Source organism: Luedemannella flava, assembly GCF_039528515.1.
In the GTDB taxonomy this organism is placed as follows: Bacteria; Actinomycetota; Actinomycetes; order Mycobacteriales; family Micromonosporaceae; genus Luedemannella; species Luedemannella flava.
On record NZ_BAAALT010000210.1, the window covers coordinates 1 to 23,989 of the forward strand.

Consider the following 23,989-nt stretch of genomic DNA (forward strand, 5'->3'; position numbering starts at 1 on the left):
CTCCAACATCACCGTCAGCGACGGCGGCTCCAGCGGCGGTGGCGGCGGCGGCACCACCCCCACCACCGGCAGCGGCGGGGGCGGGGGCGGCGGTAGCTGCTCGGTCAGCGTCTCCCGTGGCCAGGAGTGGGGCGACCGCTTCAACGTGAACCTGTCCGTCAGCGGCAAGTCGAACTGGACGGTCCGGATCTACCTGAGCGGCGGCCAGAGCCTGCAGAACCGGTGGAACGCGAACGTGTCCGGCAGCTCCGGCACGCTGACCGCGACACCCAACGGGGCCGGCAACAACTTCGGCATCACCGTCTACAAGAACGGCAACAACAACACACCAACAGCATCCTGCTCCTAGCTCCGCGTAGCACGACTGCGGCGGGAACCTGCCCCTGTGGGGGCGGATTCCCGCCGCAGTTCTAGTTCACGGTGGGTCGGCGGGGCGCCAGCGTCACGGCCAGGAGGCCGGCGACCAGGAGCAGGAGAACAGGGCCCCACGACAGCAGGTGGGGCACCGTCGTGTAGCTCAGCCAGGCGGCGCTGGCCAGCAGCGTCCACAGGCCGAGCGTCCGCTCGAGGACGGGCCGGGCGGACGCGGACGAGCGCAGCACCGATGGGGCCGCGTCGAGCGCGAACAGCGCGAACGGCACCAGCGCCAGGGTGGTGACCAGGTTCGCGGTGAGGTCGGGGTGCGCCCAGCCGGTCAGGGTCCACTTGTTGTCATAGACGGCGACGAGCCAGCCCACGCAGGCCGCCGCCACCGCGCCCGCCGCGACCATCAGGGCGGCGCGGGCCCACCGGCCGGGGGCGAGCGTCCGCGCGTCGACGACGGTCCGGGCCAGGGCCGTCGCGACCAGCAGGGCGATGGTCGCCGAGACGTACCCGGCCCTCGGAAGCGGCATCGGCGTGGCGTACGCCAGGTAGGCGGGTAGCGCGAACGCGGCGATCGTCGCCGCGAGCCCGAGTGCCGCGCCGATGGTCAGCCACAGCGCGCCGCCGCCGGCCCGGTCGGCCCCGGGGGTCGCGCGACGCGGCGCCTGCCGACGCCCGGCGCGTACGGGCGACTCCGCCCGCACCAGCCAGGCGATGACGACGCCGACGACGCACGTCGCGAGCAGCACCTGGGCGAGGCGGCCGAAGTGTGGGGCCACGTCCACGGCGGCGCCGCCCGGCACGCCCGCCGCGACCTGGTCACCGAACTGGCCGAGCCAGCCGCCGGGCACCGCGAGCAGGACCGTCGCCCAGAGCCAGGCACGCGCCGGACGGCCGGAAATGAGGCGTACCCCGGCGATGGCGGCGTGGACCGCGACCGCGACGGCCACGACCAGGCCGACCCGCGCGAGCGTCGGCTGGTAGTAGGCGGTCGCCGGGCCGGGCGGCAGCCCGGCCGTGGCGACGAGCGCCGTCGCGCACACCGCGATGATGGGCGTGCCCGCGCCCACGCCGAGCCGCTCGTCGGCGGACGCGGGGGCGCGCAGCCCCGCCGCGGCGATCACCCCGAACGCCGCGAGCACCATGGTCACCCACAGTGGTGGGCGGTCGAGGTCCGTGAGCGGTGCGGCCGCGGGCAGCGCGAGCGCCGTGGTGGCGGCGACCACCACGAGGGTACGGGCTGCGCCCGCCCTGCCGAGGGCGTAGGCGACCGCGGCGGCGAGCCAGGCGGCGTAGGCGACCGGGCCGGTCGTGTGCAGGCCCGTGACGACCTCGAGCCACGCCCACAGGCAGGCGGACAGGCCCGCGGCCAGGGCGAGCGCGACGGGCGCGGCGAGGCGCAAACCCGCCGCGAGACCATCCACGATGGGCAGTCGCAACCGCTGGCGCAGCCCGCTGCCGACGAGGTCGGCCACGTCGGCGGGGGTGGGCCAGGACTGGCCGGGGCGGGCGAGGTCGAGCAGCACGCCGACGATCTCCTCGCCCCGCTCGGCCCGGTAGGCGCGTGGGTAGGCGCGCAGGAGCAGCTGGTAGCGCCGCTCCAGTCGGGGCGGGCGGGCGGTCATGCCTGGCCGGGTCGGGCGGCCGCCGAGCGGCGGCGCAACCGGCTCATCGCGGCGGCCGCGTTGCTGGTGAGCCGCTCGGCGTCGGCGGCCAACAGGTCGGCGCCGTCGTCGGTGAGGCCGTAGTAGCGGCGCAGCCGGCCGTCGACGACCTCCTCCCGGTCGACGGTGATGAGGCCCTGGTCGGCGAGGCGGTCGAGGGCACCGTAGAGGGTGCCGGGGCGCAGCTGGACGCGGCCGCCGGACAGCGCCGACACCTCCTGGATCACCGCGTAGCCGTGCCGGGGGCCGTCGGCGAGCACGGCGAGGATCAGGAACGTGGGCTCCTGGAGCGGCGTGGTCACCCCGTGAGCGTACGGCGGCCGTTATATGCCGGGCAAGCGTGATGGGGTGACGCGCCCTTGACAGCAATGCTACGGTCGCCGGCATATTACGTTCGATTGACTATTGGAGGCGCGTTGTCCCGTCACCGCATCGTCGCCGCGTTCAGCGGCACCCCGGGCATCGCGCTGGCCGGCGCGGTCGCCGCCGCCGCGCTGCCGCTCACCCGGGTCGGCATCGGCTGGCCCCTCACCCAGCTCGCGATTCTCCTGGCCGTCGTCGTGGGCGCGCGCGACCGCACGACGGCCGCCGACGAGCCGCTCCCGGTCAGGCGGCCCGAGCCCGCCCCCGAGCCCGCCCTTGGGCCCGAACCAGCTGACACGGGCGAACCCGCGACGACGGCCGCGGCGCCGGACACGACGTCGGCCCGGCTGGAGTGCGCCGCGCGGTTGGCCGCCTGCGTGCTCGCCGTCGCGCTGGGCCTGACGCCCGCGCTGCGCGCCGCCGGCTGGCTCACCGCGCTCGCTGTCGTGGGCGCGCTGGTTCTCGGCTCCTACGCGCTGGTCGGCGGGGTCGGCTGGGCCGGTGTGCTCACCGGGTCCGTCGGCCTCGTCTGGCACGCCGGAGCCATGGCCAACCGCCCCGTGGAACGCCCCCGGCCCGGCGGCCGGCGGCAGCCCGGCGCCCCGGCCGTGCGCACCGCGGTGGCGGTCGGGGTCGGGCTGGCGCTCGTGGCCGTCTTCGGCGTCCTGTTCGCCACCGCCGACCCGGTCTTCGCCGACGTCGTCAGCGGCTGGACGCCCGAACTCTCCCCCGCCGGCCTCGCCCGGGCCTCGTTCGCCCTGCTCATCGGGGCCTGCCTCACGGCCGTCGCCCGCGACGCGCTGCGGTCGCGCCCGGCGATGGTCGAGCCGGATGGCGCGCCGCCGCTCGGGGGGCGGCGCGCCATCCGGACCGTGGAATGGGCGATCCCGCTCGTCCTGCTGGACGCGCTCTTCGCGGTGTTCGTCACCGTGCAGGTCACGGTCCTGTTCGGCGGCCACCGGTACGTGCTCGGGCCTGGTGGACCCACCTACGCCGAGTACGCCCGGGGCGGGTTCGGGCAGCTGCTGTTCGCCACGGTGCTGACGCTGGTGGTCCTCGCCGCCGTCGCGCTGCTCGCCCCGCGGGAGACGCCGCGCCAGCGGGCCGCGATCCGCCTGCTGGGCGGCGCGTTCGCCGCCCTCACGCTGGTGATCGTCGCCTCGGCGCTCAAGCGCATGTGGACCTACGCCGACGCGTACGGGTTCACCCGGCCGCGGCTGCTCGCCGACACGCTGGAGGTGTGGCTCGGGATCGTCCTCGTCCTGGTGCTGATCGCCGGGCTGCGGCTGCGGGCCCGGTGGCTGCCGGTGGCGACGCTGCTCACGGCGGGCGCGGTGCTGCTCGGGTTGGTGGCGGTCAACCCGGACCGGCTGGCGGCGCAGACGGTCGTCGGCCGGTTCCGCCACGACGGACACCTCGACGCGGCGTACCTGGCGCGCCTGTCCGCCGACGCCGTGCCCGCGATCGACCGGCTGCCGGAGCCGGCGCGCACCTGCGTCCTCGAACGCGTCACCCGCGACCTGCGCGGCGGGTCCGATCCGTGGTACGGCTGGAACCTGGGCCGGGAGCGGGCCCGTGACGCGCTCGACCCGGTCCCGACGGCCGGCTGGCCGGTGCGGCTCGCGCCGGGGTGCCCGGATCTGGGTCCCGACCCGGACCACCCCTACAACTGGGGCGGCTAGTCCCAGCGGCCCATCGCGAAGAACATCGATGCTTCCTGCCGCTCACACGATCGTTTGCGGTTATGTTGGCTCGTCGTAATCGGGCACGTGCGGATTGTGTGATGCCCGCGAAACGCCCCGCTTCTACGGTCGATGTGCCGGCCCCGTCCAGGGTCGGCGCATCGACCGAGATGAGGTGGCTGTGCCCGTGCCGTCGAGCGAAACCGGCACGAAGGTCCGGACGGTCTGCTCGTACTGCGGCGTGGGTTGCGGCATGGTCCTCGACGTCGCGACCGACGCCGACGGCCGCCGCCGCGTGCTCCGGGCGTCCGGCGACAAGGAGCACCCGGCCAACCTCGGCCGGCTGTGCACCAAGGGCGCGACCAGCGCCGACATGCTCGCCGCGCCGGGCCGCCTGGCGACCGCCCGGGTCCGCGCCGAGCGCGGCGCCGCACCGGCCGACATGGCCGTCGACGCGGCGATCACCCACACCGCGCGGCGCCTCCGACAGATCATCGACGAGTACGGGCCGGACGCGGTGGCGTTCTACGTCTCCGGCCAGATGACGCTCGAGGCGCAGTACCTGGCGAACAAGCTGGCCAAGGGGTTCATCGGCACCAACCAGATCGAGTCGAACTCGCGCCTGTGCATGGCCAGCGCCGGCACCGGCTACAAGCTGTCGCTGGGCTCCGACGGCCCGCCCGGCTCATATGAGGACCTCGACCACGCGGACCTGTTCTTCGTCATCGGCGCGAACATGGCGGACTGCCACCCGATCCTGTTCCTGCGCCTGCTCGACCGGGTCCGCGCCGGGGCGAAGCTGATCGTGGTCGACCCGCGCCGGTCCGCGACCGCCGACAGGGCCGACCTGTTCCTGCAGATCCGGCCCGGCACCGACCTGGCGCTGCTCAACGGCCTGCTGCACCTGCTGGTCGAGGGCAACCACATCGACGCGGCCTTCATCGCCGAGCACACCGACGGCTGGGACGCGATGCCGCAGTTCCTCGCCGACTACCCGCCCGCCCGGGTCGCCGAGCTGACCGGCATCCCGGAGGCGGACATCCGCACAGCCGCCGCGTGGATCGGCGCCGCCGGCGAGTGGATGAGCCTGTGGACCATGGGCCTCAACCAGAGCACCCACGGCACGTGGAACACGAACGCGCTGGTCAACCTGCACCTGGCGACCGGGGCGATCTGCCGGCCGGGCAGCGGCCCGTTCTCGCTCACCGGCCAGCCCAACGCCATGGGCGGCCGCGAGATGGGCTACATGGGTCCCGGCCTGCCGGGCCAGCGCTCGGTGCTCGTCCCCGCCGACCGGGAGTTCACCGAGGACGTGTGGGGGCTGCCCGCCGGCACGCTGCGCACCGACGTCGGCAAGGGCACGGTGGAGATGTTCTCCCGGATGGCCGCCGGGGAGATCCAGGCGTGCTGGATCATCTGCACGAACCCGGTGGCGTCGGTGGGCAACCGCAAGACCGTCATCGAGGGCCTGGAGGCGGCGGAGTTCGTCATCACCCAGGACCCGTTCGCCGAGACGGAGACGAACGCGTACGCCGACGTGGTGCTGCCGGCGGCGATGTGGTCCGAGACCGACGGCATAATGATCAATTCGGAGCGGGACCTGACGCTCGTCCACCCGGTGGTCGACGCGCCGGGTCAGGCGCTGGCGGACTGGCAGCTCATCGCCCGGGTGGCCGTGGAGATGGGCTACGGCGAGGCGTTCGACTACGCCAGCGCCGAGGAGGTCTTCGCGGAGATCCAGCGGTTCTGGAACCCGCAGACGGGCTACGACCTGCGCGGCGTCAGCTACGAGCGGCTGCGTGACTCCCCGGTGCAGTGGCCGGCGCCGCCCGGCGGGGCCGCCCGCAACCCCATCCGGTACCTCAACGACGGCGTCAGCCAACGCGCTCTCGAGCGCCCGGACGGCACCCGGCCCCGCCTGGCGTTCGCCACCCCGAGCGGCCGGGCCGTGTTCTTCCCCCGCCCGCACCTGGACCCCGCCGAGCTGCCCGACGACGACTTCCCGTTCGTGCTCAACACCGGCCGGCTGCAGCACCAGTGGCACACGCTGACCAAGACCGGCAAGGTCGGCAAGCTCACCAAGCTCAACCCGAACCCGTTCGTCGAGCTCAACCCGGCCGACGCCGGCGCGCTGGGCGTCGCCGACGGCGACCACGTCGAGGTCGCCTCCCGGCGCGGGCGCGCGGTCCTGCCGGCCGTGGTCACCGACCGCGTCCTACCCGGCACCTGCTTCGCGCCGTTCCACTGGAACGACCTGTTCGGCGAGTACCTGGCCGTCAACGCGGTCACCAACGACGCGGTCGACCCGCTGTCGTTCCAGCCCGAGCTGAAGGTCTGCGCGGTCGCGCTGACGAAGGTCGCCACGCGGCCGGCGGCCGAGGCGACTGTCGCGCCGCGGCTTCCGGCCACGTCGAGTGAGACGACCGTCGCCCTCCGCGCGCTGCTGGGTCTCGACGCCGCGCCGCCGACCCTCACCGGGGCGGAGCAACGCTACGTGGCCGGGTTCCTCGCCGGGCTCGACGCCGCCCCGCCCGAGCTGACCGGGGTGCCGACGCTGCCGGACGGCGCGCCGCTGGACCCCGACCGGGCGGTGTGGTTCAACGGGCTGCTCGCCGGAGCGTACTCCCGGGTTGTCGGCAGTGAGGGTGACGGCCGGGCGCGGCCGGCACCACCCACGGCGCCGCGGCCGACCGTCGACGCGCGGCAGGTCCACGTGCTGTGGGCGTCGCAGACCGGCAACGCCGAGGACCTCGCGGCCGCCGTCGGGCAGCGGCTGACCGACGCGGGCTGGCGGCCGTCGGTGCGCAGCATGGCCGACCCGCTCACCGACGTCCTCGCCCACCCGGGCGACCTGATCCTGGTCACCAGCACCTTCGGCGACGGCGACGCGCCCGACAACGGCGCCGCGTTCTGGCAGACCCTCAACGGCGCGACGCCACCCCAGCTGGAGGGGCGCCGCTACGCGGTGCTGGCGCTGGGCGACTCGAGCTACGACAACTTCTGCGGGCACGGGCGGCGCCTCGACGACCGGCTGCAGGAGCTCGGCGCCGTGCGGCTCGCGCCGCGCGTCGACTGCGAGCCCGACTACCAGCACGCCGCGCACCAGTGGCTCGACCGGGTCCTCACGGCGCTCGACGCGGACCTCGCGGCCAGGACGGCGGCGCAGCCGACGAAGGCGGCGCCGCTGGCCGCCCGGCTGTCCGGCAACCGGCTGCTGACCGGCTCGGGGTCGGCCAAGGAGGTCCGCCAGTTCACGTTCGACACGTCCGGCGGCGCGCTGGCCTACCGGGCGGGCGACGCGCTCGGGGTGTGGCCCACCAACTGCCCCGACCTGGTCGCCGAGTGGCTCGCCGTCACCGGCCTGCGCGCGGACGCGGAGGTCGACATCGCCGGGCACGGCCCGATGCCGCTGTCCGAGGCGCTGCACCGGCGCCTGGAGATCGCGAAGATCAGCCCGGACCTGCTGCGGTTCGTCGCGGAACGGGCCGGCGACACCGCGCTGAAGACGCTGCTACGGCCCGACAACACCGGCGAGCTCGCCAAGTGGGCCTGGAGCCGGCAGGCCATCGACGTGATCGCCGAGCACCCCGTGCGGGCCACCGCCCAGGAGTGGGTGTCCGCGCTCAAGCGGCTGCAACCCCGGCAGTACTCGATCTCCTCGACGCCGTTGACGCAGCCGGACGAGGTCAGCGTCACCGTCTCGGTGGTCCGCTTCGACAACCAGAACGGCATCGGGCGCAAGGGGGTGTGCTCGACCTACCTGGCCGACGCCCCCGCCGACAGCGTCGTGCCGGTCTTCATCCAGCCCACCACCCACTTCCGGCCGCCCGCCGACGACACCACCCCCATGATCATGGTGGGGCCCGGCACCGGCGTCGCGCCGTTCCTGGCGTTCCTGCGCGAGCGGCAGGTGCGCGGCGCGCGCGGACCCAACTGGCTGTTCTTCGGCGAGCAGCGCCGGGCCACCGACTTCTACTACGCCGACGAGCTGACCGACCTGCACGAGCAGGGCGTGCTGACCCAACTGGACCTGGCGTTCTCCCGCGACCAGCGCAACAAGGTGTACGTCCAGGACCACATGCGCAAGCACGGCGCCCAGTTCTGGCGGTGGCTGCAGGACGGCGCGCACGTCTACGTCTGCGGCGACGCCCAGCGCATGGCCAAGGACGTCGACCTGGCGCTGCGCGACATCGTCGCCACCCACGGCCAGCTCGACCCCGACGCCGCGACCGCCTACGTCAAGCAGCTCTCCGCCGACAAGCGCTACGTCCGCGACGTGTACTGATCAACGCTCGGCGGCCGGGATCGCCGGCGGGTTCCAGTCGGCGTGGCGGGCCATCGACCGCAGCGCGACGCGCGGCGGCGTCAACCGCATCATCGTGTTGCGCAGGCCGACCGCGACGGGGTTGCTCAGCTGCTGGCCGAACCGTGCGATCTGGAGCGCCGCCCGGGCCACCTCCTGTGACCTGGGGCGCCGCTGGGCGTCGTAGGCGGCGAGCGCCGCCACCACGTCGTCCGACGGGGCGCAGACCGCGGCGAGGACGGTCGCGTCCTCGATGGCCTGGTTCGCGCCCTGGCCCAGGTTCGGGGTCATCGCGTGGGCGGCGTCGCCGAGCAGCGCGACGGCGCCCGCCCGGTACGACGGCAGCGGCGTGGCGAGATGGTAGAGATCGGTGCGGATGACCGCCCCCGCGTCGGTCGCGTCCAGCAACGCCGGGATGGGCTGGTGCCACGCGCCGAAGCGGTCCCGCACCGCCCGCATCTCGTCGCCGCCGGCGAAAACCTGACCGGCGTCGGCGTTCACCGCGCCGTACCAGTACACCCGGCCATCGCCCAGGGGTACGACGCCGAACTCCGCGCCGGGGCCCCAACTGATCGACGTCGCGACCTCGCCGCCCGCCGGCTGGGGCGCCACGGCACGCCAGGCGGTCGACCCGGAGTAGACGGGCGGCGGTTGGTCCGGCCACAGGCCGGCCCGTACGACGCTGTTGATGCCGTCGGCCGCGACCACGAGACCCGCCTCGACGGCGATGTCGCGCCCGTCGTGCCGGTAGGTCACCCGCGGCGGCGGCCCGGGGGCGACGTCGACGACCTCGGCGCCGGTGAGGACGGCCTCGGCCGGCAGCGCCGCGCGCAGAATCCGGTGCAGCGTCGCGCGGTGGATGCCCACGGCGGCCGTACCCAGCAGCCGGGTCATCGCCGCCCCGTCGACGCGCGAGATCCACCGACCGGTCGAGGTACGCACGCCGCCCGGCGCGTCGACCTGACCTGCCGCGCGCACGTCGGCTCCGACGCCCAGGGCGTCGAGCCCGCGCAGTCCGTTGGCCATCAGCGTCAGGCCGGCCCCCACCTCGCCGAAGGTGGGCGTCCGTTCCAGCACGAGCACGGACCACCCCCGGCGCCGCAGACCGATCGCGGCACACAACCCGCCGATGCCCGCCCCGACCACCACGGCGCTGTCGTTGCCCATGCGCGAACCCCGTTCCTCCACGTCAACCGCCGACGATAGCTTCAGCGGCGGTGCGCGCGGGCGGCGAGGTCGCGGCACACGACGCCGAAGTCGTGACCCGCCGTCGCCAGGGCGATCGGGAAGGTGGTCAACACCGATGTCCCCGCGTCGGCCGACCACGCCACGGCGGAAACGACGCTGACGTCGGGATCTACGGTGGTCACGGCAGTGCCCTGCTAGGCGTCGGGGACGACGGCGTACGCGCGGACCGGGAAGGTGCCGAAGTCGCGGACCGGGGCGGGGGCGGCGTGCAGGCGGGCACCGTGCACCGGCAGGTCCCCGAGGTTGGTCAGGTGCTCCAGGACCGGGACGCCGGCGGCGAGCAGGATCGAGTGTGCCGGGCGGTCGCCGCCGTCGGTGCAGTCGATGTTGACGCTGTCGATGCCGACCAGCTTCGCGCCCTTGTCGACGAGGTGCCGCGCGCCGTCCCCGGTGAGGTACGGGGCGTCCACCCCGTACGCGTCGGTGCGCCAGTGGCGGTCCCAGCCGGTGTGCAGCAGCACCGCCCTGCCCGCGACGTCGTAGGCCGCCAGCGTCCAGGCGGTGATGGCGCGTCCGGTGGCGCCGTCGAGCCGGACCACGACGACGGGCAGGTCGGCGAGCGACTCCAGGGGCAGGCCGGCCAGGTCGACGCCGCCCTCATAACGGTGGAACGGGCTGTCCACGTAGGTGCCCGTGTTGCTCAGCATCGAGATGCGGTCGATGGTGAACTCGGTGCCCTCCGCGTAGCGGGTACGCGACTCTTCGCGCGTCAGGTGCGGGAAGATCTCCGGCCCGGGCAGGCCCGGGTAGGTCGTCATGCCGGCCTCGATCGGGTGGCTGAGGTCGACCAGGCGACCCCCTGAGGGCACCGCGCCGACCGCGGCCGGGCCGCCCCGGCTGCCCTTGTGCGCCTCGGCGAACACCTCGACGTTGGACAACCGGACCTGGTCGACCATGAGCAGGCCGAGGTGCGCCACGAACAGCGCGGACAGTTCCTCGACAGAGGTCCCGGGGCCGGGCACGTCGAGCCGGAAGCCCTGGACCTGGAGCCCGCCACCATTGAGGAAGGTCACGTCCGCGTCGAACGACGCCCGGTATTCGATCACGCCTTATTGATCCATCTGTGGCGGCGATGCGCAACCCGGGCGCCCACAGCGGACGGTCACGCGGCACGCCGGGCGCGTTCGGCCGCCAGCAGGAGCAGGCCGCTCGCGCACAGGCCGACACCGATGAGGTACGCCGACCGGTATCCCGCGATCTGGACGACGCCGAACACGAGCCCGGCGAGCATTGCGGACAGCCGCTGCGCGTTGGTGAACATGGTGGTCGCCCGCCCCGGCAGCCCGGGCATCAGGTCCTGGAAGTACGAGATGCCCAGGCCGCCGACGGCGGCGATGAAGCACGCGTTGAGCACCTGCGCGGCGGCCACCTGCCACAGGCCCGACGCGGCGGCCATGGCGGCGAAGTACCCGACGCCGGTCGCCGCGCCTAGCAGTACCAGCCGGCGCAGCGACCAGCGGGCCGCGAGGGCGCCGAACAGCAGCATGAGCGGGATCTCGATGGCGGCGCACAGGCCCAGCACGAGGCCGGCGTCGCTGACCTGCCGGTGCAGGTCCTCGCTGACGAACAGCGACATCGACGTCACGCCGAGGCTGCCGGCGGTCTGCATGAGGATGAACGCGGCGCTGATCCGCAGCAGCCGGGAACGCGGCGGCGGGGCGAGGTCGACGACCGCCGCCGGGGCGGCCTGCCGTCGGGCGCCGGCCTTCGCGCCGAACCGCAGGAACACCGGCAGGATCGCCACGTGCATCAGCGCCGCGACCAGGAACAGGCCCCGGAAGTCGACAACCCCGATGAGGTACGCGGCCAGGGGCGGACCCGCCACCCAGGACAGCGAGAACACGGCACGCAGCGCGTTGATCCCGGCGGCCGCCCGGGCCGGGTTGACCCGGTCGAGCAGGCCCCGGCTGAACGCGAACACCTGGGGCAGCAGTGACCCGGCGATGGCCACGAGGCTCAGCGCCACGGCCAGCGCCGCCCAGTAGTTGCGGAAGATCGCGAACAGGGCGTACCCGACGATGCCGGTGGCCGCGCCGAGGACGAGCAGCCTCGGCCGCGCCCCGGGCCGGTCCGACAGCCGCCCGACGACCGTCGCCACACCGACGGCCGCCAGCGGCATCAGGAACAGGAACAGCGCCACCCGGGCGGGCCCCGCGTGCAGCTCGCGGCTGAGGAACAGGGGCAGGAACGGCGACACGAACGAGGTGGCCAGGCCGACGAGGGTGGCGACGTAGCCGAGGGGGGCGAGCTGGCGGACGAGCTGTCCCGGCGACGCGCCCGCCGGCACCGTACCGGGGGCCGTCATAGACAGGAACGTTAACGATTGCGCCCACGCCCGCCGAAGCCACACGCCGGCACTGAGGCGCAGGTCACGGCACGTGACGCGCGCCATCGCCCCGGCCCCGTTGACGGGGCCCGCTACCGTGCGGTGCGCTCACGTGTCCGACGTGGAGGTGCTCGATGCGCCGTCTGTTGTCCGTACTCACCGGTGTTGTCGTTGGGGTGGTCGTGACGGCGACGCCCGCGTGGGCCGAGCCGGACCCCACGCCCAACCACGTGTGGACCTCGGGCGGCAACGTCATCTACGAGGCCGGGCTGAGCCGGGTCAACCAGGTGGTCGTGTCGGCGCCCGCCACCAACAAGGTGGCGTTCACCGACATCAGCGGCATCATCGTCGGGCAGGGCTGCGTGCAGGGCGCGACGAGCCACGAGGCCGTCTGCACGGTCACCGCCAACTCGTCGTTCCAGCTCGACATCCACCTCGGCAGCAAGAACGACACCCTGGAGATCGTCAGCTCGCTGTCGTACGCGTTCACGAACGTGTACGCGGGGGCGGGCAGCGACACGGTCAACTTCGGCGCCCTGTCGTCGAAGTTCGGGCAGGCCGACGGCGGCCCCGGCAACGACACCCTGACCGCCCCGTCGACCTCGAACGTGGTGCTGCTGTCCCTGGACGGTCAGGACGGCGCCGACACGATGTGCGGCGGGCGGGGCGCGCTGGCGCAGTACACCTCGCGCACGGCCGCGGTGAACGTGTCGCTCGACGGCACGGCCAACGACGGCGAGACGGGCGAGGGCGACAACGTGTGCGCCACGATCGGCGGCGTCAACGCGTCGCCGTACGCGGACGTGCTGTCGACCGGCACGGCCGCCGCGCGCCTGTACGGCAACGGCGGCGACGACCGGCTCTACGGCAACTGGGGCAACGACAAGCTCGACGGCGGCGCGGGCGCGGACCGCCTCTACGGCGGCAGCGGCGACGACGACCTGACCGGCGGGGCCGGCGCCGACCTGCTCGACGGCGGTCTCGGCTACGCCGACTTCTGCCACGAGGACGCCCTCGACACCGTCACCAACTGCGAGCTCTAGCCGCGCGGCGGGGCCGTGCTGCCCCGGACGGTGAGAGTGGTCGCCAGTTCCAGGCCGATCTGCGGGGTCCGCTCGCCCCGCCCGAGGGCGAGCGCCAGCTCGGTCGCGGCGACCGCCATCTCCGTGAGCGGCTGGCGCACCGTGGTCAGCCCGGGGTCGACCAGGTCGGCGACCGGCACGTCGTCGAAGCCGACCACGCTCAGGTCCGTCGGGATGCGCAGCCCCGCCGCGCGCGCGGCCTGGTAGACGCCCAGCGCCTGCAGGTCGTTGCACGTGAAGATCGCGGTGGGCCGGTCGGGACGCGCGAGCAGGCCGGCGGCGGCCGCGCGGCCGTCCTCGCGGGTGAGGTCGGCCCGCACCACCAGCGACGGGTCCACCGGCACGCCGGCGTCCTCCAACGCGGAGCGGTACCCGTCCCACCGCGCGCGCCCGCACAACAGGCCCTCCGGCGCGGCGATCATCGCGATGCGGCGGTGGCCCAGCCCGAGCAGGTGCCGGGTGGCCGACCGGCCGCCGCTCCAGTTCGTGGCGCCGACGAACGGGACGTCGTCGGGCAGCTCGCCCGGCGGGTCGAACACCACGAACGGGATGCCCTTCTCCCGCAGCTTCTCCCGCTCCTCGGGCGACATGTGGGCCGCCGTCACCACGCACGCCGGGCGGCGGGTGATCGCGTTGTCGAGCCAGTACCGGATGGCGTTGCGCTGCGGGCCGAACTCGGTCAGGACCACGCCGAGGCGGTGGGCGCGGGCCACCTGCTCCACGCCCCGGATGATCTCGACGCCCCACTGGTGGGTGAGATCCTCGACGACCAGCTCCATCAGGTTGCTGGTGGGCGGGGTCGGGCGCCGGTAGCCGTACTGGCTGACCAGCGCCTCAACCCGGGCGCGGGTGTCCGCGGCGACGCCCGACCGGCCGTTGAGCACCTTGGACACGGTCGGCACGGACACGCCCGCGGACTCGGCGATGTAGGCGATCGTCACCGGCCCGCCCGGTTCTGCCTGCGTCACGCCGGACCTCCCCTCCTCAGCCGGGCTCGTAGTCGAACCAGTCGAAGCGCACCGTGCCCGCCGCCGCGTACATCCCGATGACCCGGCCGGTGAAGCCGCCGGCCACCTCCGTGGACAGGTAGCGACCGTCCAGCTCGGCCAGCACCACGAACGCCCCGTCGGCCGACTCGACGCCCAGGCGCAGCGTGTCCGGCTCCATCCGGGGATGCCAGTCGGCGGCCGGCGGCACGACCACGTCGACGCGCAGGCGCACCGGCCCCGCCGGGGCCGGGGCTGGGGCCGTGGCCACCGTGGGCCGCAGCGAGCCGACCCGCGCGAGCACCCGCACCTCGTCATGGCCGACCTCGATCTCGTAGTGGTGCTGCTCGTCGAGGCGCACCGCGAGCCCGCCGCGCCCCAGCGTGGCGTCGACCAGGGCGCGGACAGTGCACGACCGGTCCTGCTGGCGGCGGCCGACGAACGTGACGTCCGGGCTGTCCATCGAGGTGCCGGCCGCGTGCAGGGTGAGCCACCCGGGTCGGTCGGTCAGCGACCACGACCACGGCGGGCGGGCGCGCACCGACACCCAGCGCGGGTGCAGGTCGTCGTCGAAGTCGTCGCGGACCGGCGACGGAGGGAACGGACGGGGTGGCCACGGCGGGGCCGCCATCGTCAGGTCCGCCGCCCCGACCACCGGCCAGCCGTCGACCCAGGTCACCGGCGCCAGGAACGTCTCGCGCCCCAGCACGTGCCAGCCGGGCGTGCCGCCCCCCGGCCGCACGCCCAGGAACACCAGCCACCACGACCCGTCCGGCCCTTCGACCAGATCCGCGTGGCCGGTGTTCTGGATCGGCCGGTTCGTGCCCCGGTGGCTCAGGATCGGGTTCGCCGGGCACGGCTCGAACGGCCCGTCCGGCGCCGGGCCCCGGGCGATCGACACCGCGTGCCCGCGCTCGGTGCCGCCCTCGGCGATGAGGAGGTACCAGTACTCCCCGAGGTGGTAGAGGTGCGGGGCCTCCGGCGCCTGCGCGCCCGGCTGTCCCGACCACAGTCTGCGCATCGGGCCGAGCGTCTCCCCCGTCGCCGGGTCGATGCGCACCTGCGCGATCCCGGCCATCGTGCACCAGCACCGGCCCTCGTCGTCCCAGGCGATGTCGGGGTCGATGCCGGGCACGCCCGGCAGCGGCAGCGGCTCCGACCACGGGCCGGCCGGGTCGTCGGCGGTCACCAGCAGGTTGCCCGCGCCGACGTTCGTGGTGATCAGCCAGAACCGGCCGTCGTGGTGGCGCAGCGTCGGCGCGTACACGCCGCCCGACGACGGCATCGACGCCGGCATCGACAGCTGGCTGGGGCGGTCCAGGACGTTGCCGATCTGCTCCCAGTGCACCAGGTCGCGACTGTGGAAGATCGGCACGCCCGGGAAGTACTCGAAGCTGGAGCAGGCCAGGTAGTAGTCCCCGCCGACCCTGCACACGCTGGGATCCGGGAACATGCCCGCGATCACCGGGTTGGCGAACCCGCCGTCGGCCCAGGTGGCCGGTTCCCCCGTGACGACCCGCAGGCGGGCCACGTCCGTACGGCTCATTGGCCCGTGCCGTGCTTGTCGCGGATGCCCTCGTAGAACCTCCGCAGCTCGTCGCCGCCCTGCCTACGCCAGTTCGCCACCGCGGCCGTGAACGCGTCGACGGGCTTGCGACCGGTCCGCACGTCCAGGATCGTGTCCTCGACCTGCTGGCCGATGCCGCCGAACTGGGACGGTTCGGAGATGTTCATCGCGAAGAACAGGGGTCGGGTCGCGTACTTCACCGCGTCAGCCTGCCATGCGGCGTAGTCGCGCACCACCTCGGTGAAGCCGTTCTTGACCAGGCTCACCTGCGGGCCCGTCGCCAGGAACTGGTAACTGGTGGCCACGTCGCGCTGGCCACGCTCGGTCAGGATCGCGTTGCCGTCCTTCATCGTGTAGTCCACGCCGGCCGCACCGAAGTTGACCAGTAGGTACTCCGCCGACCCGTACGGCGCGGCGAGGAAGTTCGCGATCGCCAGGCACTCCCTGACCTGCGCCTCGGACAGATTCTTGTTGAGATAGCTGAACCAGCCCGCGCCCGACCCCAGCTGGATCAGCGGGGTGCCGCCGGCCGCGTCGAACACCTTGACCGCGCCACGGACGTAGTTGGGATCGGCCGCCCGGCCGCCCTTGGCGTCGTCGCCGTCCATCGCGCCCGTGCCGCCGCCGCTGATGACCACCTTGCCCGACCAGAACCGCTGCTGGCCGGCGCCCGTGTTGCCGGCGAGCGCGTCCGGGTGCACGTAACCCGCCTTCGCCAGCCGGGCGGCGAAGTTGAGCGCCTCGACGATGCCCGGCGTCTCGTACTGGTGGATGAGCTTCCCGCTGGGGTCCGCGTTCCACGTGCTGACCACCCGGAACGGGAACAGCAGGTACGGCCACAGGTCGTCGAACGCCCACCGCCCCGCCTTCGCGTCCGTGAGCGCCTTCCCGAGCGTGAACAGCTCCTCCGCGTTCTTCACGTCGGCCGACAGCCCGGCCGCGTCGACGATGTCCTTCCGGTGGAAGAAGTACCCCGGGAAGCTGTTCGGCGACGAGAACGACGGGATCCCGTAGAGCTTGCCGTTCCACACCCCCGCCTGCCACGCGGCCGACGGGAGGTTCGCCAGGTTCGGGTACGCCGCGACCTTGTCCCCCGCCAGGTACGGCGTGAGGTCGACGAACCTCTCGACCGCCGTGCCCATGTTCAGCTTCTGGTTGCCCCACGACGGGATCTGGGTCCAGTCCGGCAGCTTGCCCGCCGCGAACAGCGCCGGCAGGTTGTCGACGTAGCTGTTGCCGTCGGCGGGCTGCATCCTCAGGGTCGCGCCGAGCGCGGCGTTCACCGCCTCGTAGTACGAGTTGCCGTCCGACGGCGGGATCGCTCCCCACAGCGGCGTGCGCGTCACGTACGTGCCGCCGGCGCCGGGCGGGCTCGCGACGGTGCGCGCCGGGTTGGCCGGGTAGCTGAGGAAAGCCGGGTCGGACGCGGCCCCGTTCGCGCCGGCGACGCCGGGGATGTCGGGCGCCACGGAGCTGCTCGGGATGTACCTGGGCAGCGCCTGGCGCAGCGCGTCCGCCCCGGTCGTGCCGGGACCGGCCTTCTTCGGGCCGGATCCGCAACCGGTCAGGGCCGCCGCGCCCGCGATGGCGGCGGCGCCGGCGAGGACGCCCCGGCGCGACAGGCCGGGCGTCCGGGAGTCGGATGTCATGGTCGACCACCTATGGGAGGAGTTGGGGGGAGGGCGCCGGCGGTGCCCCGGACCGATGAGGGCACCGCCGGCGGGTTCGGGGGTCAGCCGGTGACGCAGGTGGCGCCGTTGAGCGCGAAGCTCGTCGGGTTCGGGTTGCTGCTGGTCCAGGTGCCCTGGAAGCCGAACGACCGCGAACCACCGGCCGGGATCGTGCCGTTGTAGGACAGGTTGGTGGCGGTCACGGCCGCGCCGGTCTGGGTGACCGCCGCGTTCCAGGCGCCGCCGACGCGGGTGTCGCCGGGGAAGCTGAAGGTCAGCCGCCAACCGTTGACCGCCGTGGCGCCGGTGTTGGTGATGGTGACGTTGCCGACCACGCCGCCCTGCCACTCGCTCTTCGAGTAACTGACCCGGCAGGCGCCGACCGGCGCGGACGTCGTGACGGGCGCGGTCGCGGCCGGCCGGGTGGTCGGCCGGGTGGTCGGCCGGCTCGTCGTGGCCGAGGTGGTCGGCCCGCTGCCGGGCTTCAGTTGGACAACCACCACCGAGTACGCCGGAACGGTCTGCGTCGTGGCACTCCCCGCCGTGGCCGACCCGATGGACGTGGCGTTCTTCAGGTAGGAGTACACGGTCGGCGCCGCCGACGACGGGGTGAACCCGCTGTAGGACAGGTTGACCGTGGTGTCGTTGGCGGGGTCCTTGTTGATGAGCATGACCGACACGTCACCGTTGGTCCGCCGGACCGCGTGGACGGACAGCAGCGGGTTCGCCGAGGTGGTGCTCACCAGCGCGTCGCCCGCGCTGCCCAGCTTGGTCATCATCTGGATGCCGTAGTACGGCGGGAACGGCGTGTTGGCCGGCGGCTGGCAGGACGCGCCGCTGGACACCAGGCCGCCGTCGTCGTAGTCCGTGCCGCCCTGGATCGTGGTGACCTTGCTGCAGTCCGAGCCGTTGCGCAGGTTCCACCAGTCGATGTTGAACGCACCGTTCTCGATCCACGTCAGGTACATGTCCGGCGCGTACAGCCCGGACGGCGACGTGTTCTTGGCGTAGTGCGAGCTGTCCTCGGTGACGGCGATGCCGACGCCTGCCGCGTTGGCGCCGGCGTACTGGTTGATGAGCGACCGCAGGGTGGCCGTCATGGTGGGGATCTCGGCCTGCGGCTTGGTCAGCATCTCGGCCTCGTTCGCGCTGTTCGGGTAGTGGTGCACGACCACGAAGTCGATCTTCATACCCGCGATGGACAGCACGGTGCGGTTCCAGTCCATCGTGTCGCCGGGGCCGACGATGCCGTCGGGCCAGTTGTTCGGCGTGGTCAGCACGGCACCGATCTTGATGGTCGGGTCCACGGCCTTCATGGCCTGCGCGAACTGCACCAGGTTCGTCGCGTACGTGGTGGCCGTCTTGCTCTCGTGGGTGTCGTTCTCCCACGTCGCGCCGTAGAGGCCGTTGCCGTAGACCTCGTTGCCGATCTCCCAGTATTTGATGCCGTAGCCCTTGGTGATGTTGGCGTAGCGCACCCAGTCGGCGGCCTCCTGTGGGGTGCCGGAGCCGTAGTTGGCGGTGATGATCGGCTGGGCGCCGGCGGCCTTCACCATGGCCACGAACGGGTCGAACCCGGTGTTCGGCGCGACGTACCCGCCGTCGACGGTGTGCGTCTGCCAGTGGTAGCCGTCGGCGTACCCTCCGCCGGGGTAGCGCACGGCCTTGAAGCCCGCGTCGCTGAGCAGCGTGGTGGTGGCCGCGTCGTTCATGCGGGCGTCCCACACGGCGACGTTCACGCCGACGCCGACGGCCGGCAGGGTGGCCAGGGTCCGGCCGGCGTTGACCGAGACCGCGACGGTCGTGGCGGCCGCCGCCGGTGCGACGACGGTGGCGGTCACGCCACCGGCGACGACCAGCATGGCCGCGGCGATCGCGGCTGACCGGGTGATGCGCACACGCGGTGACCTGCGCATGACGCCTCCTCTACATAGGAAGTCGGTCCGGACAATGTGGCGCGGCCAGCTCAATCACTTTCGTCCCGAACGCCTGGAAACTTTCCAGACATCGATCCCGATAGTTTCTCGCGGCGAGAGCGTAGTGAACCCATGCGACGCCGTCAATGGATCCGCGCGGACACCTCACGCACGAGTCCGGCACGGCAGCAACGCCACGTCCTGTTGCGATCTTGGGACGAAAGTGCCGCCCTGGCGACGCTTTCGTCCCAAGATCGCGTCACACCGCCTAGAGCATCCTAGGAAGATGGGTCAGGAGGGACGGTCGCTCCCTGACGAGGGGTGGCGGAGAGCGCTCTCTGGTCTGCGCAAACGGGATTCCGAGGGGACAGACAGCGGGATTTCGCTTTATTTACCGCGAATAGAGTGCTCGGGCCAGACCCGGAAGACCAGCGGGGCGCGAAAGACACTGTCTCTTATGCACGTTTTGGCAAGAAAACTAAGATATGGTGCTATAGCCGCTCCCCTTGCCTCGCGGCCAGCTACATGCGACAAGGGTGACTCCATGGGTCAGCACGATCGCGGGCACGCCAGCCGCGACAGCCTCCAGCTACTCCGCCTCGCCGAAGGGCTCACGCCCGCCCGCGCGGTGCAGCTCGCCGCCGAACTCGGCTTCGCCGACCTGCTCGCGGACGGTCCGCGCGCCGCCGAAGAGCTCGCCGCCACGACCGGCACCCACCCCGGTGCCGTCTACCGGCTGCTGCGGTCCCTCGCCGCGGAGGGCGTGTTCACCGAGACGACGCCCGGCGTCTTCGGCCTGACCCCCATGGGCGATCAGCTGCGCGCCGACCATCCGCGGTCGCTGCGCGCCTGGGTGCTCTTCCAGGCGATGTTCAACGAGGTCTACGCCGCCGCCATGCACAGCGTCCGGACGGGCGAGCCCACCTTCCCCACCGTCTACGGTGCCCCCATCTTCACCTACCTCGAACAGCACCCGGAGGAGGGCTCGCTGTTCAACACGGCGATGGCCCAGCACAGCCGCCTGCTCGCGACGGTCCTCGCCGAGGCGTACGACTTCTCGTCGGCGCGCCTGATCGTCGACGTCGGCGGCGGCGACGGCACGTTCCTCGCCGGCGTGCTCAGCGAGTGGCCCGACGCCAGCGGCATCGTCTACGACCTGCCGTACGTGGCCGACGCGGCGCGCAAGCAGCTCGCCGGCGCCGGGCTCGGCGAGCGGTGCTCGTTCGTGGGCGGCGACATGCTGCGCGATGTGCCCCCCGGCGCCGACGCGTACCTGTTCAAGGGCGTCATCCACAACTGGCCCGACCACGACGCCGTGACGGTCCTGCGCCACTGCCGGCAGGCCATGACCGCCGACGGCCGGGTCCTGCTCATCGACTGGCTGGTCCCGACCGGCGACACGGCGCACCCCAGCAAGCTGATCGACCTGTCCATGCTCCTGGTGTACGGCGGCCGCGAGCGCACCCGCGAGGAGTTCGTCGGGCTGCTCGCCGAGGCAGGGCTGCGCCTGGAACGCGTCTTCGAGGCGCCGCCGCTGACCATGGTCGAGGCTGTCGCGGCGTAATGGTCCGGGAAACCAGTGCGGAGAGTGGGCCATGGCGCCAGATGTTGACGTCCTCGTTGTGGGGGCGGGTCCGGTCGGCCTGACGACGGCCATCGCGCTGCGGCGCGGGGACGTGCGGGTACGCATCGTGGACCGGGCGCCGGGCACCAACCGCGAGCCCCGGGCGGACGTGCTGTTCTCCCGCGCGGGCGAGGCGCTGGCCGCCCTCGGCGTCGGCGAGGTCATCCGCGCCAACGCGTACGAGATGCGGACCGCGAAGTTCTACTCGTCCGGGCGGCTGCTCGGCACCAGCACGGTGGGCCGGCTGTCGACGGCGTACCCGCGCGCGATGACCATCGAGCAGAACGAGATCGAACGGCTGCTCGGCGAGCACCTGAACGCGCTCGGCGCCGCCGTCGAGTGGCGCACCGCCGTCACCGACATCCACCCCGACCCCGACCGGGTGACGGTGTCGCTGCGGCTGCCCGACGGCACGACCGAGACGGTCACCGCGGCCTGGGTGGTCGGCTGCGACGGCCCGCGCAGCACCGTGCGCGAGCGCCTGGGCATCGCGTACGAGGGGCGGCCGCGCCGCAACATGCAGGTGGTGCAGGGCAACGTGGTGCCCACGTGGCCGCTGTCCGACGCCCCCGGGCACGGGTACTTCTTCCTCGCGCCCTACCGGTCGGTCATCGCCTTTCCGACGCCGAGCGGCGGCTACCGGATCTTCTGCGTGCGCGACGATCCCGACCCGTCGCAGACCCAGCAGCCCACCTTGGACGAGTTCCGCGGCCTGGTCGCCGACGCGGCGGGCATCCCCGACCTGCAGCTGACGCTGACCGAGCCGGTCTGGCTCACCCGGGCGCGGTTCGCCGACCGGGTGGCCGCGCGCCTGCGCGACGGCCGGGTGCTGCTCGCCGGCGACGCGGCCCACTCGTGGGCGCCGATCGGTGGGCACGGCATGAACATCGGCATCCTCGGCGCGCACAACCTCGCCTGGAAGCTCATCGCCGTACACCGTGGGGAGGCGGCCGACGCGCTGCTGGACACCTACGACGTCGAGCAGCGCCGGCTGGCGCACGACGTGATCCGCGACATGAAGCGCAACGTCATGGAGATGCTGCTGCCCGCGCTGGCACACCGGGCCCGGGCCGCGGTGCTGCGGCTGGGCCTGCCCTCCGAACGCTTCCAGCTCAGGTCCGAGCAGATGATGAGCGACCTCGGTCGCCACCACCGGCACAGCCGGCTGTCCTGGCAGCGGTCCCGGCACGGCGGCCTGCGCGCCGGCGACCGCCTGCCCGACGTCCGGGTCACGGTCGACGCGTCCGCGCTCACCCCGGCGCTGCCGGGCGGCGCCGGCGTCGGGCAGCCCGTGCGGGCACACGAACTGCTCGGCTACGACCGGTGGTCGGTGCTGCTGCGCGCGAGCAGCGCCGACGACGCCAAGCTCGCGGAGCTCCGCGACGCGTGCGCGGCCGCGAGCGTGCCCATGCGCGTCCTGCCCGTCTCCCCCACCGACCGCGACGGTCGCCTGCTGGCCCACCCCGAGGACTTCGCCGTCGTGCGGCCGGACGGCCACGTCGGCCTGGTCGCGCGGCTGGACCGGACCGACCTGCTGCGCGACTACATCGCCACCTTCCTGCGCGGCTCACCCCAGCCCCGCTGACCAGCAACTCGAGGAAAACTCCATGCGTACCATCGGTCCTCCCCGGTCCGCCGCCGTCAACGAGACGTGGCGCGGCCGGTACCGGTTCACGGTCCACAACCGAACCGCGCCGACGCACGGCGACCCGCACGACCCGTCGGCGCCGAAGGGCACGGTCGCGGTCATCGGTGCCGGCATCGCCGGCCTCGTCGCCGCGTACGAGCTGGAACAGCTCGGCTACGAGGTGATCGTCCTGGAGGGCAGCCAGCGCGTCGGCGGCCGGATCTACACGTACCGGTTCTCCGGCCCGCACGCCGACTCGCCCGTGGCCGAGCTGGGCGCCATGCGGTTCCCGGCCCGGCACATGCACACCATGGCCTACATCTCCCGGCTCGGCCTGGCCGACGAACTGCGCCCGTTCAAGAGCCTGCTCGCCGACGACAACGCGCTGCACGGCACGACCAGCGGCTACCTGCGGCTGGGCGAGGCGCCGCGCGCGTTGATGACCGACCTGCGCGAGGCGCTGCGGCCCCGCAGCTACCGCGACGCGACGCTGCTGTTCGCCGCCCAGCTGAGCCTCATCGTCGACGCGATCGCGCCGCCCAGCCAGCGCGAAGGGCTCCGTCACGACCTGCACTCGCGGCTGCTCGACCGGGTCGAGGAGATCGACCTGCGGGCCTACCTGACGGGGCACCGGGAGGCCGGCATCGACCTGCACGGCATCTTCGCCCAGCACCCGGAGCTGCGGGGCGCCTGCGGCGGCGACCTCAACACGTTCCTCGACGACATCCTCACCGAGACCAGCGCCGAGCTGTTCCGCATCCGGGGCGGCATGGCCCGCCTCACGGACCGGCTCGCACGCCGGCTGCACCGACCGATCCAGCACGGCCGCGAGGTCGTGGGCATGGCCGTGCAGCACGACGGCGTGGTGCTCACGATCCGCGACCGCGGCCGGATGGTCACCCGCCGCTGCGACATCGTCGTGTGCACCGCCCCGCTGCCGGTCCTGCGGCGGATGCGGCTGTCCGGCTTCGCCACCGACAAGCTCGACGTGATTCACGGCGTGAAGTACGTGCCGGCCACGAAGATCGCGTTCCACTGCCGGGAGGCGTTCTGGGAACGGGAGGGCATCAGCGGCGGGGCGTCGTTCAGCGGCGGCAGTGTCCGCCAGACGTACTACCCGGCCATCGACGGCGACCGGGCGCTCGGCGCGGTGCTGCTGGCCAGCTACACGATCGGCGACGAGGCCGAACAGTGGGGCCAGATGCCGGCCCACCAGCGCCACGCCGCCGTGCTGTCCGAGCTGAGCCGGATGCATCCGCAGTTGGGCAGCCCCGGCATGGTGCTGGGCGCGGTGAGCCTGGCGTGGGGGCGCAACAAGTGGAGCGGCTCCGGCTGCTCGGTGCGCTGGGGCAAAACGCTCGCCGAGCAGGAGGAGGAGCGTCAGGCGGTCGCCCGGCCGGTCGGCCCGCTGTTCTTCGCCGGCGAGCACTGCTCCACGGCGCCCGCCTGGATCGACGGCGCCATCCAGTCCGCCATCGAGGCGGTGGGTCAGATCGTGCTCTGGAACAGCGGCCAGCGCGGCGCTCCCCGCCCCGCGTTCTCCAGCGCGACCGACGCATGAGCGAGCG

At 73.2% G+C, this 23,989-nt stretch carries 16 protein-coding genes and 1 pseudogene; 7 read left to right on the forward strand and 10 right to left on the reverse strand.

What is annotated here, in order from left to right:
* Positions 1–349, forward strand: a pseudogene (locus ABD211_RS26295) (glycoside hydrolase family 11 protein); the annotation flags it as partial.
* 61 nt (positions 350–410) lie between these two features.
* On the opposite strand, the gene ABD211_RS26300 reads toward ABD211_RS26295, so the two are convergent.
* Together ABD211_RS26300 and ABD211_RS26305 are read right to left on the reverse strand one after the other, a co-directional pair.
* Positions 411–1,988, reverse strand: coding sequence for a hypothetical protein (locus ABD211_RS26300; RefSeq protein ID WP_344137445.1), 1,578 nt, complete (start codon positions 1,986–1,988; stop codon positions 411–413).
* Positions 1,985–2,329, reverse strand: coding sequence for a PadR family transcriptional regulator (locus ABD211_RS26305; RefSeq protein WP_344137448.1), 345 nt, complete (start codon positions 2,327–2,329; stop codon positions 1,985–1,987). Before ABD211_RS26305 ends, ABD211_RS26300 begins: the two co-directional genes overlap by 4 nt.
* Positions 2,330–2,443: 114 nt before the next feature.
* Between ABD211_RS26305 and ABD211_RS26310 the strand changes: the two genes are divergently transcribed.
* Both ABD211_RS26310 and ABD211_RS26315 read left to right on the forward strand, forming a co-directional pair.
* Positions 2,444–4,072, forward strand: a complete 1,629-nt coding sequence (locus ABD211_RS26310) for a DUF4153 domain-containing protein (protein ID WP_344137451.1) — start codon at positions 2,444–2,446, stop codon at positions 4,070–4,072.
* Positions 4,073–4,259: 187 nt separating this feature from the next.
* Positions 4,260–8,357, forward strand: coding sequence for a bifunctional nitrate reductase/sulfite reductase flavoprotein subunit alpha (locus ABD211_RS26315; protein WP_344137454.1), 4,098 nt, complete (start codon positions 4,260–4,262; stop codon positions 8,355–8,357).
* On the opposite strand, the gene ABD211_RS26320 is transcribed toward ABD211_RS26315, so the two are convergent.
* Genes ABD211_RS26320 through ABD211_RS26335 form a run of 4 tightly spaced genes read right to left on the reverse strand, consistent with a single transcriptional unit; the run spans position 8,358 to position 11,928 of the window.
* Positions 8,358–9,542: an FAD-dependent monooxygenase gene (locus ABD211_RS26320; RefSeq protein WP_344137457.1), complete on the reverse strand. Its 1,185-nt coding sequence runs from the start codon at positions 9,540–9,542 to the stop codon at positions 8,358–8,360.
* A 41-nt stretch (positions 9,543–9,583) separates the two neighbouring features.
* Positions 9,584–9,745 (reverse strand): hypothetical protein, encoded by a 162-nt coding sequence (locus tag ABD211_RS26325; RefSeq protein WP_344137460.1) that lies wholly within the window; start codon positions 9,743–9,745, stop codon positions 9,584–9,586.
* A gap of 12 nt (positions 9,746–9,757) precedes the next feature.
* Complete coding sequence (locus ABD211_RS26330) at positions 9,758–10,669, reverse strand: cyclase family protein (RefSeq protein ID WP_344137463.1); 912 nt, start codon at positions 10,667–10,669, stop codon at positions 9,758–9,760.
* Positions 10,670–10,725: 56 nt separating this feature from the next.
* Positions 10,726–11,928 (reverse strand): sugar efflux transporter, encoded by a 1,203-nt coding sequence (locus ABD211_RS26335; protein WP_344137466.1) that lies wholly within the window; start codon positions 11,926–11,928, stop codon positions 10,726–10,728.
* 155 nt (positions 11,929–12,083) lie between these two features.
* Here ABD211_RS26335 and ABD211_RS26340 point away from each other — a divergent pair, with 155 nt between their 5' ends.
* The gene (locus ABD211_RS26340) at positions 12,084–12,992 is read left to right on the forward strand and encodes a calcium-binding protein (protein WP_344137469.1); all 909 of its coding nucleotides are present in this window, start codon (positions 12,084–12,086) and stop codon (positions 12,990–12,992) included.
* Here the strand turns inward: ABD211_RS26340 and ABD211_RS26345 are convergent.
* The 4 genes from ABD211_RS26345 to ABD211_RS26360 all read right to left on the reverse strand — a co-directional run bounded on the left by ABD211_RS26345 (position 12,989) and on the right by ABD211_RS26360 (position 19,170).
* Complete coding sequence (locus tag ABD211_RS26345; protein WP_344137472.1) at positions 12,989–13,999, reverse strand: LacI family DNA-binding transcriptional regulator; 1,011 nt, start codon at positions 13,997–13,999, stop codon at positions 12,989–12,991. The two genes, ABD211_RS26340 and ABD211_RS26345, sit on opposite strands and share 4 nt — an antisense overlap.
* A 16-nt stretch (positions 14,000–14,015) precedes the next feature.
* On the reverse strand, positions 14,016–15,563 hold the full coding sequence (locus ABD211_RS26350) for a glycoside hydrolase family 43 protein (protein WP_344137475.1): 1,548 nt from the start codon (positions 15,561–15,563) through the stop codon (positions 14,016–14,018).
* Positions 15,560–17,233 carry an extracellular solute-binding protein gene (locus ABD211_RS26355; RefSeq protein WP_344137479.1) on the reverse strand — a complete coding sequence of 558 codons (1,674 nt, stop codon included), beginning with the start codon at positions 17,231–17,233 and terminating at the stop codon, positions 15,560–15,562. The genes ABD211_RS26350 and ABD211_RS26355 overlap by 4 nt, the downstream gene beginning before the upstream one ends.
* A gap of 83 nt (positions 17,234–17,316) precedes the next feature.
* Positions 17,317–19,170: a cellulose binding domain-containing protein gene (locus ABD211_RS26360; protein ID WP_344137482.1), complete on the reverse strand. Its 1,854-nt coding sequence runs from the start codon at positions 19,168–19,170 to the stop codon at positions 17,317–17,319.
* Between the two features lie 544 nt (positions 19,171–19,714).
* Between ABD211_RS26360 and ABD211_RS26365 the strand changes: the two genes are divergently transcribed.
* From ABD211_RS26365 to ABD211_RS26375, 3 genes are read left to right on the forward strand one after another with little or no spacing between them, the layout of a single operon-like run.
* Positions 19,715–20,734 (forward strand): methyltransferase, encoded by a 1,020-nt coding sequence (locus ABD211_RS26365; protein ID WP_344137485.1) that lies wholly within the window; start codon positions 19,715–19,717, stop codon positions 20,732–20,734.
* A 31-nt stretch (positions 20,735–20,765) separates the two neighbouring features.
* Positions 20,766–22,379, forward strand: coding sequence for an FAD-dependent monooxygenase (locus ABD211_RS26370; protein ID WP_344137488.1), 1,614 nt, complete (start codon positions 20,766–20,768; stop codon positions 22,377–22,379).
* A 22-nt stretch (positions 22,380–22,401) separates the two neighbouring features.
* Positions 22,402–23,982: a flavin monoamine oxidase family protein gene (locus ABD211_RS26375; protein WP_344137490.1), complete on the forward strand. Its 1,581-nt coding sequence runs from the start codon at positions 22,402–22,404 to the stop codon at positions 23,980–23,982.
* The last annotated feature ends 7 nt before the right edge of the window (positions 23,983–23,989 follow it).

Excerpts from the sequence above, each read along its gene's own strand:
- ABD211_RS26350 (WP_344137475.1), bottom strand. The coding sequence starts at position 15,563 with ATGAGCCGTACGGACGTGGCCCGCCTGCGGGTCGTCACGGGGGAACCG.
- ABD211_RS26375 (WP_344137490.1), top strand. The coding sequence starts at position 22,402 with ATGCGTACCATCGGTCCTCCCCGGTCCGCCGCCGTCAACGAGACGTGG.
- ABD211_RS26320 (WP_344137457.1), bottom strand. The coding sequence starts at position 9,542 with ATGGGCAACGACAGCGCCGTGGTGGTCGGGGCGGGCATCGGCGGGTTG.
- ABD211_RS26360 (WP_344137482.1), bottom strand. The coding sequence starts at position 19,170 with ATGCGCAGGTCACCGCGTGTGCGCATCACCCGGTCAGCCGCGATCGCC.
- ABD211_RS26300 (WP_344137445.1), bottom strand. The coding sequence starts at position 1,988 with ATGACCGCCCGCCCGCCCCGACTGGAGCGGCGCTACCAGCTGCTCCTG.
- ABD211_RS26335 (WP_344137466.1), bottom strand. The coding sequence starts at position 11,928 with ATGACGGCCCCCGGTACGGTGCCGGCGGGCGCGTCGCCGGGACAGCTC.
- ABD211_RS26355 (WP_344137479.1), bottom strand. The coding sequence starts at position 17,233 with ATGACATCCGACTCCCGGACGCCCGGCCTGTCGCGCCGGGGCGTCCTC.
- ABD211_RS26370 (WP_344137488.1), top strand. The coding sequence starts at position 20,766 with ATGGCGCCAGATGTTGACGTCCTCGTTGTGGGGGCGGGTCCGGTCGGC.
- ABD211_RS26340 (WP_344137469.1), top strand. The coding sequence starts at position 12,084 with ATGCGCCGTCTGTTGTCCGTACTCACCGGTGTTGTCGTTGGGGTGGTC.
- ABD211_RS26365 (WP_344137485.1), top strand. The coding sequence starts at position 19,715 with ATGGGTCAGCACGATCGCGGGCACGCCAGCCGCGACAGCCTCCAGCTA.